Source organism: Colwellia sp. PAMC 20917 (assembly GCF_001767295.1).
Classification (GTDB): Bacteria; Pseudomonadota; Gammaproteobacteria; order Enterobacterales; family Alteromonadaceae; genus Colwellia_A.
The window spans coordinates 2,446,135-2,461,279 of record NZ_CP014944.1; the positions used below are offsets into that span (position 1 = coordinate 2,446,135).

Annotated in this window: 14 protein-coding genes and 1 pseudogene; 12 read left to right on the plus strand and 3 right to left on the minus strand. The window is 38.7% G+C overall.

From position 1 onward, the window contains the following. Positions 1–8 precede the first annotated feature (8 nt). Positions 9–1,841: a glutamine--fructose-6-phosphate transaminase (isomerizing) gene (gene glmS / locus A3Q34_RS10530; RefSeq protein ID WP_070375316.1), complete on the plus strand. Its 1,833-nt coding sequence runs from the start codon at positions 9–11 to the stop codon at positions 1,839–1,841. A 515-nt stretch (positions 1,842–2,356) separates the two neighbouring features. Here glmS and A3Q34_RS20885 read toward each other — a convergent pair. Next, a pseudogene (locus A3Q34_RS20885) lies at positions 2,357–2,551 on the minus strand (hypothetical protein); the annotation flags it as partial. Between the two features lie 7 nt (positions 2,552–2,558). On the opposite strand from A3Q34_RS20885, the gene A3Q34_RS10535 reads away from it, so the two are divergent. The 5 genes from A3Q34_RS10535 (at position 2,559) to pgi (ending at position 7,570) form a co-directional block, all read left to right on the plus strand. Further along, positions 2,559–3,113, plus strand: coding sequence for a PfkB family carbohydrate kinase (locus A3Q34_RS10535; RefSeq protein ID WP_083277973.1), 555 nt, complete (start codon positions 2,559–2,561; stop codon positions 3,111–3,113). 36 nt (positions 3,114–3,149) lie between these two features. Then, positions 3,150–3,773 carry a bifunctional 4-hydroxy-2-oxoglutarate aldolase/2-dehydro-3-deoxy-phosphogluconate aldolase gene (gene eda / locus A3Q34_RS10540; RefSeq protein WP_070375318.1) on the plus strand — a complete coding sequence of 208 codons (624 nt, stop codon included), beginning with the start codon at positions 3,150–3,152 and terminating at the stop codon, positions 3,771–3,773. Position 3,774: 1 nt separating this feature from the next. After that, positions 3,775–4,863: a class II fructose-bisphosphate aldolase gene (gene fbaA, locus A3Q34_RS10545; RefSeq protein WP_070375319.1), complete on the plus strand. Its 1,089-nt coding sequence runs from the start codon at positions 3,775–3,777 to the stop codon at positions 4,861–4,863. Further along, positions 4,860–5,837 (plus strand): class 1 fructose-bisphosphatase, encoded by a 978-nt coding sequence (locus tag A3Q34_RS10550; protein WP_070375320.1) that lies wholly within the window; start codon positions 4,860–4,862, stop codon positions 5,835–5,837. The genes fbaA and A3Q34_RS10550 overlap by 4 nt, the downstream gene beginning before the upstream one ends. Before the next feature lie 104 nt (positions 5,838–5,941). After that, positions 5,942–7,570: a glucose-6-phosphate isomerase gene (gene pgi, locus A3Q34_RS10555; RefSeq protein ID WP_070375321.1), complete on the plus strand. Its 1,629-nt coding sequence runs from the start codon at positions 5,942–5,944 to the stop codon at positions 7,568–7,570. Positions 7,571–7,679: 109 nt separating this feature from the next. Here pgi and A3Q34_RS10560 read toward each other — a convergent pair whose 3' ends face one another. After that, a complete protein-coding gene (locus A3Q34_RS10560) occupies positions 7,680–8,000 on the minus strand; it encodes a hypothetical protein (RefSeq protein ID WP_070375322.1) in 321 nt (106 codons plus the stop codon). Positions 8,001–8,240: 240 nt separating this feature from the next. Here A3Q34_RS10560 and A3Q34_RS10565 point away from each other — a divergent pair, with 240 nt between their 5' ends. From A3Q34_RS10565 to A3Q34_RS10575, 3 genes are all read left to right on the plus strand, one after another. Further along, positions 8,241–9,005 carry a SapC family protein gene (locus A3Q34_RS10565; protein ID WP_070375323.1) on the plus strand — a complete coding sequence of 255 codons (765 nt, stop codon included), beginning with the start codon at positions 8,241–8,243 and terminating at the stop codon, positions 9,003–9,005. Between the two features lie 113 nt (positions 9,006–9,118). After that, on the plus strand, positions 9,119–9,718 hold the full coding sequence (locus tag A3Q34_RS10570; protein WP_083277974.1) for a YjaG family protein: 600 nt from the start codon (positions 9,119–9,121) through the stop codon (positions 9,716–9,718). Positions 9,719–9,764: 46 nt separating this feature from the next. Beyond that, complete coding sequence (locus A3Q34_RS10575) at positions 9,765–11,333, plus strand: serine hydrolase (RefSeq protein WP_070375325.1); 1,569 nt, start codon at positions 9,765–9,767, stop codon at positions 11,331–11,333. A gap of 62 nt (positions 11,334–11,395) precedes the next feature. On the opposite strand, the gene rsmD is transcribed toward A3Q34_RS10575, so the two are convergent. Next, on the minus strand, positions 11,396–11,980 hold the full coding sequence (rsmD, locus tag A3Q34_RS10580) for a 16S rRNA (guanine(966)-N(2))-methyltransferase RsmD (protein WP_070375326.1): 585 nt from the start codon (positions 11,978–11,980) through the stop codon (positions 11,396–11,398). 116 nt (positions 11,981–12,096) lie between these two features. Between rsmD and ftsY the strand changes: the two genes are divergently transcribed. The 3 genes from ftsY to ftsX all read left to right on the plus strand — a co-directional run bounded on the left by ftsY (position 12,097) and on the right by ftsX (position 15,138). Continuing rightward, entirely contained in the window at positions 12,097–13,398 is a 1,302-nt protein-coding gene (gene ftsY / locus A3Q34_RS10585) for a signal recognition particle-docking protein FtsY (protein WP_070375327.1), read from the plus strand. Positions 13,399–13,469: 71 nt separating this feature from the next. Beyond that, positions 13,470–14,168, plus strand: coding sequence for a cell division ATP-binding protein FtsE (ftsE, locus tag A3Q34_RS10590; protein ID WP_070375328.1), 699 nt, complete (start codon positions 13,470–13,472; stop codon positions 14,166–14,168). Continuing rightward, positions 14,152–15,138, plus strand: coding sequence for a permease-like cell division protein FtsX (gene ftsX, locus A3Q34_RS10595; protein ID WP_442855232.1), 987 nt, complete (start codon positions 14,152–14,154; stop codon positions 15,136–15,138). The genes ftsE and ftsX overlap by 17 nt, the downstream gene beginning before the upstream one ends. Positions 15,139–15,145: the final 7 nt, after the last annotated feature.

Sequence of the window (15,145 nt, forward strand, 5' to 3'; positions counted from 1 at the left end):
AAAAAACTATGTGTGGGATCGTAGGTGCTGTAGCACAACGTGATGTAGCAGATATATTAGTTGAAGGGTTAAAACGCCTAGAATACCGTGGATATGACTCAGCCGGTGTTGCTATTATCGATAATAACAACCAATTAAACAGAGTACGCCGCTTAGGCAAAGTACAAGAGTTAGCAGACGCTTTAATAACAAACCCTTTATCAGGTGGAACAGGTATTGCTCATACGCGCTGGGCTACTCATGGTGCGCCAAGTGAAGTGAATGCTCACCCACATGTATCTAGTGAAAATATCGCTGTTGTTCATAATGGTATCATCGAAAATCATCAAAGTTTAAGAATACGTTTGCAGGGCATGGGCTACGAATTTGTCTCAGAAACAGATACTGAAGTTATTGCTCATTTAGTTCATCTTGAATTGAAAACATCAGCGACCTTACTTGAAGCAGTACAAAAAACAGTTAAGCAGCTTGATGGCGCCTATGGCACCGTTGTACTTGATACGACCGATAAGAGCCGTGTAGTTGTTGCACGCTCTGGCAGCCCTTTAGTGATAGGTTATGGTGTAGGTGAAAATTTTATAGCCTCAGATATGATGGCGCTATTACCGGTCACCCGAAAGTTTGCTTTTCTTGAAGAAGGTGACGTTGCTGAAGTCACTCGTTTTGAAGTTAACGTCTTTGATACTAACGGCGTACCCGTAAAGCGTGAAGCAAAAGAACAAGATATCAGTCAAGACAGTGGTGATAAAGGTGAATACCGTCACTACATGCTAAAAGAAACTTACGAACAACCTACGGCTATCCGAAATACTTTAGAGGGTCGCTTGTCTGGTAATGTGCTCGATATGAATACTTTTGGTGAAGGCGCTGATGAAATATTTAAGGGTATCGAACACGTACAGATTATTGCCTGTGGTACTAGCTACCATTCAGGTATGGTTGCTCGGTATTGGTTAGAGTCGCTAGCGGGTGTTTCTTGTAATATAGAGATTGCTAGTGAGTTTAGATACCGAAAGTCTCATGTTCCTAAAAATGCCTTAATTGTAACTATCTCTCAGTCGGGTGAAACAGCTGATACTTTAGCGGCACTTCGCTTAGCCAAAGAGCTTGGCTATAAAGCCAGCTTAGTTATTTGTAACGTAGCTGGTTCATCTTTAGTACGTGAATCTGATCTTGCTTTCATGACCAAAGCCGGTGCAGAAATTGGCGTCGCTTCTACCAAAGCATTTACCACACAGTTAGTCGGCTTGTTAATGATGACTTGGGCTATAGGTAAACATCACGGTATGAGTGAAGCGGTTCAAAATGAAATCGCTAGTTCATTAATGGCTTTACCTAGTAAACTAGAAGAAGTCTTAGCACTAGCAAGTTCTATCGAAGATTTAGCAGAAGACTTTGCTGACAAACATAACGCTTTATTTTTAGGTCGTGGCGACCAATATCCTATCGCTATGGAAGGGGCTTTAAAGTTAAAAGAAATCTCTTATATCCACGCTGAAGCATACGCCGCTGGTGAATTAAAGCATGGACCATTAGCGTTAATCGATGCTGATATGCCTGTAATCGTTGTTGCGCCTAAAAATGATTTAATTGAAAAGCTTAAATCAAATGTCGAAGAAGTCCGCGCGCGCGGTGGCTTAATGTATGTGTTCGCTGACAGTGAAGCAAATTTTGCCAGTGATGATACGATGAAAGTTATTAATGTGCCGGTATGTGACGATTTAATCGCACCCATTGTTTATACGTTACCACTGCAATTGCTTTCATATTATGTCGCAATAATTAAAGGCACAGATGTTGATCAACCTCGTAACTTAGCAAAATCAGTTACCGTTGAGTAATAAGTCTTATACTAAAGAAAATTGTTGTTATCGATAAATAGGTTTGAGATCTAATCAATAGATATGAAATCTTAATTATAAAGCGACCTACTCTTTTGAGTGGTCGCTTTTTTATTGGTCATAGATTTATTGTTAGGGTCTTTCATCTAATCTAGTCGAGTAATGACTTAAAATGAAATGCTTAAGGGGTTAATCTCGTCGAGAAAGGAAGTTTTTGAGTCTACTCATCACTAAATGAGATCGGCTCTAAGGATGACTAATGCCACATAGCCAAGCTAATGTAGACATTAATTTTTCTTAATAAATAGTCCGCTTAGCCCCCATTACACTTTATAATTTTAGAAAAATTACTTTTAATTTTCTACAATAATCTTGGTTGTTATCACGGCACTATTTTTATTTAAAAAAAAGTCATTAATGAGAACTTACTCATTAATGACTTAGTTGATGCTTTACCTACAGCGCTTATATCCAAATAAATATAACTATAGGACGGGATAAGCGCTTTTTATTTCTTAGAACTTGTAGCTAATACCAAAGGTAATACGACGGTCTGTTATACCTTGAGCACATAACATAGCCCCTTCATTAACACATGACTGTGTAATGTCTGACTCTGTTAAGTTGACAGCTTCAAAACCAAGGTTTAAATTTTCATCGACGTCATAACTTACACTAGTATTAAGTTGTCCTCTGTCATGCGTTACGACAGATGATATGATATTTTTCTCTGGAATTTCGTTAGCGGTAATTTTGCCAAAGGATCGTCCAAAATTTTGGCAACTACTACGCTCACTAAAGAAATCGGGCTTAACAATCGTTTTCGATCCAAACTATCGTGCTCGTAAGTGGGACACCCCAGAACAAGCAAAAGAACAATTTGAACAAGCATTTACACTTGCTGATATCCTTTTGCCAGGTGTAGATGACTTTGAACAGCTATATGGTATCTCAACTTCTGAAGCTGTTTATGACTTTTGCAAGCCTTATATATTTGAAGAGTTAGTTATTAAAAATGGTGAGGCAGGTATATTTTGTTATACCGCACAGCAAGCTTATCATTTTCCAATTACACCAGTAGAAAATGTTGTAGATACTACTTCCGCAGGCGATTCCTTTAACGGGGTTTATCTTGGGGCTAGATCTAAAGGATTAAACATTAGCCACGCGGTAGAACTTGCTTCTAAAGCGGCAGGTTTTGTCATTCAGCACTATGGGGCTATTGTCGAGCCAATCACTTATCAACAATTTATTGAGCAACAGCACATTTAGTTGCTTTTTATTTGATAATCTAATTTAGGAATATTCATGAAATCATTTTCCCATTTGATGAGGAAGCAAACTTTGCTACCCATAATTCAGGCTACTTCAGTCTCTCAAGGTGTAGAAATTGCGAAAGCAATGTCAGCTGCAGGGATAAACTTAGTTGAAGTTGTACTAAGAACAGAGGCTTCAATTGATATTATTAAAGCAATAAAACAGCAGTTGCCCGAATTAAAAGTAGGTGCTGGTAAGGTGCTTGACGCTAATGTTTTAAAGCAAGCACTCGACGCGGGTAGTGATTTTATTATTACGCCAGCAGTATCAAGTCAATTACTGACTGTTTTAGCTAAATGCACGGTTCCGGTACTTCCTGGAGTATCTAATACGGCAGATATACTTTTAGCAAAGGAATTTGGTTACCAAGAACTCAAGTTATTTCCTGCTTCATTATCTGGAGGTGCTCCTTTTTTAAAAGCTATGGGGTCAGTATTTAAAGATATATCTTTTTGCCCAACTGGGGGAATTAAGCAGAGTAATCAAGATGAATATTTAGCATTAAGCAATGTATTTGCTGTCGGTGGCACTTGGATTGCTGATGCTAAATGGGTAGAATCGCGGCAATGGTCTAAGATCACAGCTGCTTGTTTAACTGCCCAAGGAATTAATTAATATGAAGAGTTTATCAGATCTAGTCAAAAGTGGTTTTGTCTTCGGTGAAGATGTTAGCGTGCTTTTTGATTATGCTAAAAAAAATAGTTTTGCTTACCCTGCGGTTAACGTCATTGGTACTAACTCTATTAATGCAGCACTCGAAGCGGCCAGTGAAATAAACTCACCTATTATTATTCAACTATCATATTCGGGTGCGGCTTTTTTTATTGGTAAAGGGCATAAGCTTTCGCCTATGGATGCCGCTATTGAAGGTGGTGTTATCGCGGCAAAATATATTAAAGCCGTGGCTAAGTTTTATGATATTCCTGTCATCATTAATACCGACCATGCCTCTAAAAAGCTCTTACCTTGGATTGATGGCTTATTAGCGCACAGCGAGGCACATTTTAAAGCAACGGGTCAGCCATTATTTAGCTCGCATATGATTGATTTATCAGAGCAAACATTAGTCGAAAACATTGATATTTGTGCTCGTTATCTTAAACGCATGACAGCAATGGGTATGACCTTAGAAATTGAACTCGGTTGTACAGGTGGCGAAGAAGATGGTGTCGATAATACTGGCCTTGATGCTTCATTACTTTATACCCAACCCGAAGACGTTGCTTATGCTTATGAGCACTTAAGTCGTGTCAGTGATTCATTCACCATTGCGGCTTCTTTTGGTAATGTACATGGCGTTTATAAGCCGGGTAACGTGCAATTAACGCCTAAGATATTGAAAAACTCTCAAGCCTTTGTCGCCGAGAAATATAGTTTGGGACATAACGCGCTGAACTTTGTTTTTCACGGTGGCTCAGGGTCTGCGCCAGCAGAAATCACTGAGGCTATTGGTTATGGTGTCATAAAAATGAATATAGATACCGACACACAGTGGGCAAGCTGGAAAGGGGTTGCTGACTATTATCAAGACAATAAAGCTTATCTGCAAAGCCAAATAGGTAACCCTAAGGGCGACGATAGTCCTAACAAAAAATATTACGACCCACGTGTCTGGTTACGTAAAGTCGAATTGTCGATGGCTGAACGTTTAATCCTTTCATTTAAAGAACTTAATTGCCTTAATCGGTATAAGGGAGACTTATGAAACGCTTAGTTCACTGTTTAGAAAACGATAAGGTTGATATTGAACTTATTCAGTTAATTGATACTATTTTAACAGCCTGTAAAGAAATTTCTTTTAGAGTGGGACAAGGCGCATTGTCAAATGTGCTGGGCTCTACCTTAGATGAGAATATTCAGGGTGAAACGCAAAAAAAATTAGACATCATCAGTAATCAGTTACTTAAAGATATGTTGTTAGAGAGTGGTCGCGTTAGAACCATTGCGTCTGAAGAAGAAGACTCGGTGGTTGCGGCAACTGAAGGTGCCCCTTACATTGTCGCCTTTGACCCACTTGATGGCTCTTCTAATATCGATATCAATGGTCAAATAGGCACGATATTTACCATCTATCGGGCCAAGGACGAAGTTCCGGCAACCAGCGAATTACAATTTGCTCAACAAGGAACCGAACAAGTATGTGCGGGCTATGTGTTATATGGTCCCTCGACCATGTTGGCGCTGACCACGGGCGGTCCGTCGCGTTTATATACCTTAGATAGAACACAGGGCTGTTATTTACTGACCACAGCACAACTGGAAATACCGACACAGACAGCAGAATTTGCGGTTAATATGTCAAACTTTACTCAGTGGTCATCAGGCTTTACCGATTACATTAATGCTTTACTGTTAGGCAATGAAGGCCCGCGCGCTAAAAAATATAACATGCGTTGGAATGGCGCTATGGTGGGTGATGTTCATCGTGTTTTGTCTCGTGGTGGTATTTTTTGCTATCCCAGTGACACGAAAAATGCTCAGCAACCGGCTAAATTACGTTTGTTGTATGAAGCCAATCCCTTAGCCATGCTGGTTGAAAATGCTCAGGGGAAAGCTTTTACTGAACACGAGCGTATCTTAACAATTACACCATCGCATATTCATCAACGTGTTGCGGTGATTATGGGCTCAACGGAAGAAGTTGATGCATGTTTAGGATATTTAAAGCCAACGCGCTAATCACTTGTAATAATTTGTTCGTATAAATATGACCGATAGCTAAAGGTTGCGCTATCATGTGACTTTGTAGTCAGTCTCATCTTTTTAATTAGGATATAACGGGTATGTTACCAAGCACCCCTGAGTGGAAGTCACTCGTCAATCATTATAATAAAAACGTACCGGTACAAATGCGCGATTTATTTACGCAAGATGCGGAACGTTTTAATAATTTTTCACTTTCTGGCGCGGGAATAATGCTCGATTATTCGAAAAACCGTGTTACTGATGAAACCATGCATTTACTCATGAATTTGGCACAGTCATCTGGCTTAGTCGATAAGCGTGCTCAAATGTTTAATGGCTCGGCGATTAATACCACTGAAAATCGTCCGGTATTACATACCGCGTTACGTAACTTTTCAGGGAACGCTGTCTATGTTGATGGTGTCGATGTGATGCCACAAATACAAACAACGCTGGCTAAGCTCGAGATTTTTGTTAATGATATTTCATCAGGTAAAAAAGTAGGCTATACCGGCAAAGCATTTACGGATGTGATTAGTATTGGCATTGGCGGGTCTTTTCTTGGACCTAAAATAATGTCAGAGGCACTAAAACCTTATCAGCAAAGCCAGTTAAACGTCCATTTTATTGCGAACGTTGACGGTTGTCATATTCATGATGTGCTTGCAAAAGTTAATCCTGAAACGACGCTCTTTATTACGTCATCTAAAACCTTAACTACCCAAGAAACACTGCGTAATACCCTAACAGCACGTGATTGGTTTGTTGCGACTGCTACCACCGAAAACGTTAAACATCACTTTGCCTGTGTGTCGTCTAATGTTGAGGCCGCGCAAGCATTAGGTATAGACAAAGATAATATTTTTCCGATGTGGGATTGGGTGGGAGGACGTTATTCGGTCTGGTCTGCGATTGGCTTACCCTTAGCTTTAGCGATAGGCTTTGATCATTACCGTGACTTTTTACAAGGTGCGTTTGAAATGGATGAACATTTCACCCAGGCGCCACTTGAAAAAAATCTCCCGGTTATTTTGGCGTTATTAGGTATTTGGTACCGAAATTTTCATGGCGCGCAATCACAGGTTTTATTACCTTATTACCATTATTTACGGGGTTTACCAGCTTATATCCAACAACTGGATATGGAGAGTAACGGAAAATCTATTTCACTTGATAATAAATCGATGTCTTATGATACGGGGCCTATCATTTGGGGAAGCGAAGGGACCAACGGTCAGCACTCGTTTCATCAACTTATACATCAAAGCAAAACTCCTATTCCTGTTGATTTCTTGATGCCATTATTTCCTTTTCATGAGATGGGTAATCATCATGACATGTTGGCGTCTAACTGTTTTGGTCAAAGTCAGGCCTTAATGGCGGGGCAAAGTCTCGAAGAAGTGAAAGCGGCAATGAAAAAAGCGAACTGTGATGTATCAGAGATTCAAAAGCTGTCTACACATAAGGTTATGGAGGGTAATAAACCCAGTAACACGCTTTTATTTGAAAAGTTAACGCCTAAGGTGCTTGGCAGTTTAATTGCGATGTATGAGCATAAAGTGTTTGTGCAGGGGGTTATTTGGAAAGTGAACTCTTTTGACCAATGGGGGGTTGAATTAGGCAAGTCGCTGGGTAATAAAGTACTGACAAAAATAACTGACCCCAGTGAAACGCTAGATATGGATGGCTCAACGAATGCCCTTATTAAGCTTTACAGAGCTCGATAAATGATAAAACCTAGCCAATAGTCACCTAATAGCGCTAATTTTTTTAGCGCTATTTTTTTGGTCTATTTAAGTGGAATTTATATATTTTGTTATTTGCATCTATCAATAATTAGAAGGTTTGATATTTTAAATACTCGGGGTATAAAGTTAAATAGTCGCACCAAGAACTAAAGCTACGATATTGGAAACGTTTATCTGTGGCGGTGTACCATTTCGATTCACGAAGTGCCTGTAATCGAAATTTAATTTTATACCCGTTGATTGCAACATAACAGGCAAGGCTTTCAGTTGTGTTGTTTTTTATTTTAACCTGTGCAAATCCGTCGAAGTTACGGCCATAAATAGTTTTTGTTTTTGGCTTCGCATGGACAATACTTGTTAATAACAATATTAATAGAGCAAAAAATAGGGTGATGAGTAAGTTTTTCATTAAATTTACATTATTTTCTTTAGATAATAAGGAAGTATTAGCTATTTGATATTCTTTACAAAAGTATAGCTGACTTATTGTGTAGAGTGAAAAAGTGATTTAATATTTAAATAAAAATAACATTTTTTTTTATATACCATTGAAAGCTCTCCCTATTGGCACCATAACTATTTATAACATTATATAAGCGCTAAAATTTTTTAAATGAAAAGCGCATGCATTAAAGAGAAGAATATTATTATGGCTAACGTCGTTCCAGTAAGAAAAGATCAACACCAGAATTTAAAAGTTACTACTAAACGTGGCTTAGAACATATTGAGAAGCAACACATTGCTCCAATTACTGCAGCAGAATATACCAAAGCCGCTAACAGCTTTCCTATCTTCTTAGTTAAACAGCCTGAGGGCTCAAGCTTCCGCAGTATCGTTATGCTAGGACTAGAAGCTGGCGAAAACTTATACTATAAAGATGAACGTTGGAATGGTACTTACTTACCACATGGTGCATCTATGATGCCGTTTGGTTTAGGTATAGACCCAGATAAAGAAAAAACGTTAACGACTTATATCGATTTAGACAGTGCCTATGTAGGCGATGATAAAGATAATGCCTTGTTTGACGCTGAAGGTTTGGTTACTGATTTTTATAAAAACGTTCAAGAATCATTAGGCCGTCTATATGAAAATGAAACCATGACTGAAAGATTCATGGTTGAATTAGCTGAAAATGATTTATTGCAAGAATTAGAATTGCACATTAGTTTCAGTACCGGCGAAAATAAAAAACTGGTTGGTTTATTTAGTATTAACGAGAAAAAACTTCAGGAACTTAGCGAAGCTAAAGTTTTAGATTTCCATAAACGAGGTCTATTTATTCCTATTCATGCGATGTTAGGATCGATTGGTCAAATAAATCGTTTAGCTCAATTACGCAATCTATCTGATAGTGAGCAAAAAGTAACGGCTATTCAAGTACAGCTTGCTAAAGAAACTGCTGAAGCGTAATCGCTTAAGAGTTTTAAAAAGAAGAGCCTTATGGCTCTTTTTTTATATCTAAATAAACGTGATGTTATATTCTGGGATATACTCATTTTTTAAATCTTTTCATGGAGAGTACAGTGGCTATTCAACTTCCTTTTTCCCATTTAAGTCAATGGCAACAGATCGCTTTTTCTGCTGCATTATTAGAGCGAATGATACCCAATTATAAAATTTTTTCTGAACATGCAGATTTTGGTGAATTTTCAGTATTACGTAATCAATTAGAGCTTATCTGGCAGTGGCTTGATAAAAATAATCGTTGTAAAATAAATTATGAAGCACAAATAAATAAACTGGAGCCACAAATACCCGATCCAGAAGGTTTTGATTTTTTTGGGGTATTTCCAGCCATTGATGCGACTATGGCAACGATGTCACTTTTACAGGCGATGCAAGATAAAGAGGTGCAAGGCGCTGAAATTGTCTCACGATTATCAGAGAATAGCGTAACTTATTATGTTGAACTGATGATCGCTGATCAAAGAGACGCTAATGACGACAGTGACATTACGACTAAAGAAATTGAACAACACCCATTAATGGAGTGGGAGTTTGATACGCAAAATGAACTCTATTACGCACTAAAAGATTCTGCTGAAAATAAAGAAACCTGTATTAAAATTAAAGCGATGGTTCTTGAAGAAGGATTATCCAATTTAGGCATTGAAATTACTTAGGATGCACAACCTACTTATTAGAATAACTAAACAATTAGGATAAAAGATGAAATTATTCCACACTATTTTGATGACGGTAGCCTATCTATTTGCCTCATTAGCTTTTGGTAATCCTGCAAGTACGCTTGAACAAAAAAATCAAAATATCGAAAAATCGATTAATAAGGCAATGAATACTTTTCAAGTGCCAGGTGTTGCTGTTGCTATTATCAAAGATAATAAAGTGGTGATGAGTAAAGGTTTCGGTTTAACGGAATATGGTAAAAATAATAAGGTTAATGGCGATACTCTTTTTGGTATTGCCTCTAACACTAAGGCGATGACTGCGGCGTTACTAGCCAATTTGGTGGATCAAGGGAAATTGACATGGCAAACAAAAGTTATTGATATACTCCCTGAATTTCAAATGCCAAACGCTTACGTGACTCGCGAGTTTACTTTACTCGATTTATTATCACACAACAGTGGTTTAGGTCTAGGTGCAGGCGACCTGATGATTTGGCCTGGTACAACGTTAACCAATAAAGATATTATTAAAGGCTTAAAGCATTTACCCGAGGTTTCAAGTTTTCGCAGTGAGTTCGCTTACGATAATTTAATGTATGTTATTGCTGGCGAGATCATCGCAAAAGTTACCGGTAAAACTTGGCAAGAAAATATTAAAGAAACTATTTTTAAGCCGTTAGGGATGAAGAATACTAAAGCAAAGTTTTCACTGATTTCAACAAACAACAAAAATGTTGCTCGTGCTCATGTTCCGTTAGATGGCAAGTTAAATGTGGTTGGCGGTAACTTCTTAGAACAGTTTTCTTCAGCGGGATCTGTTGCCTCAAGTGTTAATGATATGTCTTTATGGCTCAAAGCGCAGTTAAACGAAGGCGGTTATGGTGATAACAAAAAACTTTTTAGTGAACGTCAAAGCCAAAAAATGTGGCAAATGCGAACAATATTACCGGTATCAGCTACCGCGACAAAAAATGATAAAACTCATTTTTCAGGTTATGGTCTAGGTTGGTTTTTAAATGATTACCACGGTGTAAAGTTAGTTCATCACAGTGGTGGCATTCTAGGTATGGTCTCTAAAGTTGTCTTAGTTCCAGAAGAAAACTTAGCGATGGTTATTTTAACGAATCAGCAATCCGGATATGCTTTTAATGCGATTTATCATCAAATATTAAATGAATATTTAGACTTGCCTGAAAAAGACTGGGTGGATTTTTATGCGACGATGAGTGAGCAACGAAAAAGCGTAGAAAAAAATCGTTTAGCAGAAGCCGCCAGTAATGTTGATAAAAATTCACGTCATTCTTTACCTTTAAAAGCTTATGCACAAACCTATCAAGATAATTGGTACGGTGATATTGCGATTAACTATGCAAATAATGCTTTAAGCATGCAGTTTGGTCATACACCCGCATTGCGCGGTGTATTAGAGCATTATCAACATAATACTTTTATTGTGCGCTGGGATGATAGAACCTTGGAAGCCGATGCTTTTGTTAATTTTAATCTGAATCCGGATGGTTCAATTAACGAGGTAACAATGCAAGCTGTGTCTCGCGCAACCGATTTTAGCTTTGATTTTCATGACTTAAAGCTTAAACCTAAGCAGTAAGCGTTTTATTGATAATGTTAAGCTGGGGGCGTTTAAGGTTAACTCCCAGCGATAAACGAAGCTTACATTTTTTGATATAAACGATAAGCGACTTGTCCGGCTATTTTTTCTTTTAATAGTGTCCAGTTCATGGGCAGCTGTTGGTTATTCTGTTCACTTTCCATTTCTATATAAATCAATGCGTTGTCAGCCAAACTATGTTGGTCTAATCGTTTGGCCGTTTGCTCCACTAAATTTTTGCGAAAAGGCGGATCAATAAAGACAATATCAAATTTGCTGATATTTTTTTCAATGAAACTCAGCGCATCACTATTTACTATCGAGATATTAGCTGATTTCAGTAAACGTTGGTTTTCAAGTAATTGCTGAGCCGCCGCTTTGTTTAATTCTACGAAGCTAACATGGCTTGCCCCTCGTGATAATGCCTCAAAACCCAAACCACCAGAGCCAGCAAAGCAATCTAAACAGAGACTGTCTTGAATAAAAGGCATTAACCAATTAAAGACGGTTTCTTTTACCCTATCTGTGGTGGGTCTTAAACCTTCTGCCATTAAAACAGGCAGCTTTCGGCCACGGTGTGATCCGCCAATAATACGAATACTGCCTTTATTGTTAGGTTTTGCTGATTGTTTACGTTGTTTGTTCATATCTTACTCAGCTTTTGTTTTTTGTATTGTTTTTAGGTGCTACTATAGCGAGGATTTTATCCTTGTTTAGTGAACTATTGCCATCAAAATGATGGTGCAGAGAAGAATTTATTGTTATGTCAAAGAAAAAAGGTCTATTTTCCTGGTTAGGTTTGGGACGTCAGCAAGAAGAAGCTGTTGAAGAAGTTACAGATGTTGTTGAAACATCAGTAGAAACATCTGATGTTTCTGAAGAAAAAATCGCAGAGAATGTTGAAGAAATTCAAGGTGAAAGCCTTGTAATCGATGACATTGTTGTCGACAATATTCTTGCAGAGCCAGAGCCAGAGCCAGAGCCAGAGCCAGAGCCAGAGCCAGAGCCAGAGCCAGAGCCAGAGCCAGAGCCAGAGCCAGAGCCAGAGCCAGAGCCAGAGCCAGAGCCAGAGCCAGAGCCAGAGCCAGAGCCAGAGCCAGAGCCAGAGCCAGAGCCAGAGCCAGAGCCAGAGCCAGCAGCTAAGGCAGGTTTTTTTGCTCGATTAAAGCAAGGACTCACTAAAACACGCCAAAATATTGGTGGTGGAATATTTACGTTATTCAGTGGTAAAAAAATTGATGACGAGTTATTTGAAGAACTCGAAACACATTTACTGTTAGCGGATGTGGGTATTGAAACGACCACAAAAATTATAAAATCACTTACAGAAAGTGCATCACGTAAACAACTTAAAAATGCTGAAGCTTTGTATGATTTACTCAAAGAAGAGTTAAAGAAAATTATTGAGCCTGCAAGTGTACCGTTAGAGATTAATAATGATTCAGGTCCTTTCGTTATCTTAATGGTTGGTGTTAATGGGGTTGGAAAAACCACCACTATTGGTAAATTAGCGAAAAAATTTCAAGCTGAAGGTAAATCGGTCATGCTAGCGGCTGGTGACACGTTTAGAGCCGCGGCGGTTGAGCAATTACAAGTGTGGGGCGAGCGCAACGATATTCCTGTTATTGCCCAGCATACTGGCGCAGACAGTGCTTCTGTTATTTTTGATGCGATTAGTGCCGCAAAAGCCCGTGGTGTTGATGTACTCATTGCTGATACCGCTGGCCGGCTGCAGAACAAAAGTCACTTAATGGATGAATTGAAAAAAGTTGTCCGTGTCATGAAAAAGATCGATGATAAAGCACCTCATGAAGTGATGTTAACTTTAGATGCTGGTACTGGACAGAATGCGTTAAGCCAAACAAAATTATTTAATGAAGCGGTTGGTTTGACGGGACTAACATTAACCAAGCTTGATGGTACGGCTAAAGGTGGTGTTGTCTTTGCTATTGCCGATAAAAATGCGATTCCTATCCGCTATTTAGGCGTCGGTGAAGGCATTGATGATTTACGTCCGTTTAACGGCGATGATTTTATTGATGCATTATTTACCCAAGATAGCTAAGATTTACGGTATGTTTTTGATGCCCGACTACCCGATGTGAAGAATAATAAAAATAAGAGTATGGCCATTTTATGATCCACTTTAACAATGTCAGTAAAACCTATCCCGGTGGCTTTTTAGCACTTAAAAATGTTAGTTTTGAATTGGCTGCGGGTGAAATGGCATTTTTAACCGGACATTCAGGAGCGGGGAAAAGTACACTCTTAAAGCTAATGAGCTTAATGGAAAAGCCGACCAGTGGTAAAATCCAGATTAACGGTAGTGAAATATCAAATATAAAGTATAAAGATATTCCTTATGCTCGTCGAAAAATAGGAATGATTTTTCAAAACCATAATCTATTAATGGACAGAACTATTTTCGATAATGTCGCATTACCTTTAGTTATTGAAGGGTATAGCCACAAGGAAACGCGAAAACGCGTGGAAGCAGCGCTAGATAAAGTCCATTTGAGCGATAAGTTACGTTGTTTTCCTAATATGTTGTCAGGTGGAGAGCAGCAGCGAGTTGGCATTGCCAGAGCATTAGTGAATAAGCCATTAATATTGCTTGCTGATGAGCCAACCGGAAACTTAGATCCTAAACTTTCCTTAGATATTATTCGCTTGTTTGAAGAATTTAATGATTTTGGCGTTACCGTACTCATAGCTACACACGATCTGGGGCTAATTGCTAGAATGAAATATAGAACGCTGACGCTTAAACAAGGTTCAATGATCACCGATGGTATCGTTGAAGGTTTACAAGTTAGGCATGAAAACAATGAATAAACCTGCCCGTTTTGGCCAACCGTCGCAGAAATTAAATTTTGCAGCAAAAATAACAGATAGATTAATTCGACATGTTCAACAAGCCGTAGGTAGTTTAGGCGATTTATGGCGTACCCCTTTCACCTCAATAATGACGGTTTTGGTTTTAGGTATCAGTTTGACCTTACCCGCTACGTTACATTTATTTGTCAAAAATGCTAAAGCCATCAGTGAACAGTGGGACACCGCCTCAGAAATTAGTTTATTTTTGAAATTGTCAGTGACTGACAAAGCGGCACAAAACTTAGTTCACCGAATTGAACTTTATCCTGAAGTTGCCAAAGTTACTTACATTTCAGCAGAGCAGGCTTTACAAGAGTTTAAAACCTTATCTGGTTTTGGACAGGCGCTAGAATATCTAGATAAAAACCCCTTACCAGCAACACTGTTAGTGACGCCAACAACGCGTGCTAGTCAAACACAGGCTGCTGGAGAGTTATTATTGAAGCTAGAAAAAGAACGAGAGGTTCAGCAAGGAAAATTAGACCTTGAATGGCTTTCTCGATTAGAAGCTATTGCTAAACTTATTGAAGATATCGTGGTAGGTATCGGTGCATTACTGTGCCTGTCTGTGGTGCTCATTATTGGCAACACCATACGCTTGGCTATTTTAAATCAAAAAGATGCGATTGCTGTGATGAAACTTGTTGGCGCAACCGATAGCTTTATTCAGCGTCCTTTTTTATATGCGGGCCTTTGGTATGGTATTTTGGGGGGTGTGGTCTCTTGGTTATGTGTGGCCCTGCTCGCTAAATATTTATCGGGAGCTCTCTCTGAATTAACCCACTTATATCAGAGTAACTTTATTATTAGTGGTTTAAGCTTTTCAGAAGCGATGACACTGATATTATTTGCCGTTATACTCGGCTTATCAGGAAGTTATATTTCAGTACGTAAGCATATTCGTGCCATAGAGCCTACCGCTGATTAATAAAGCC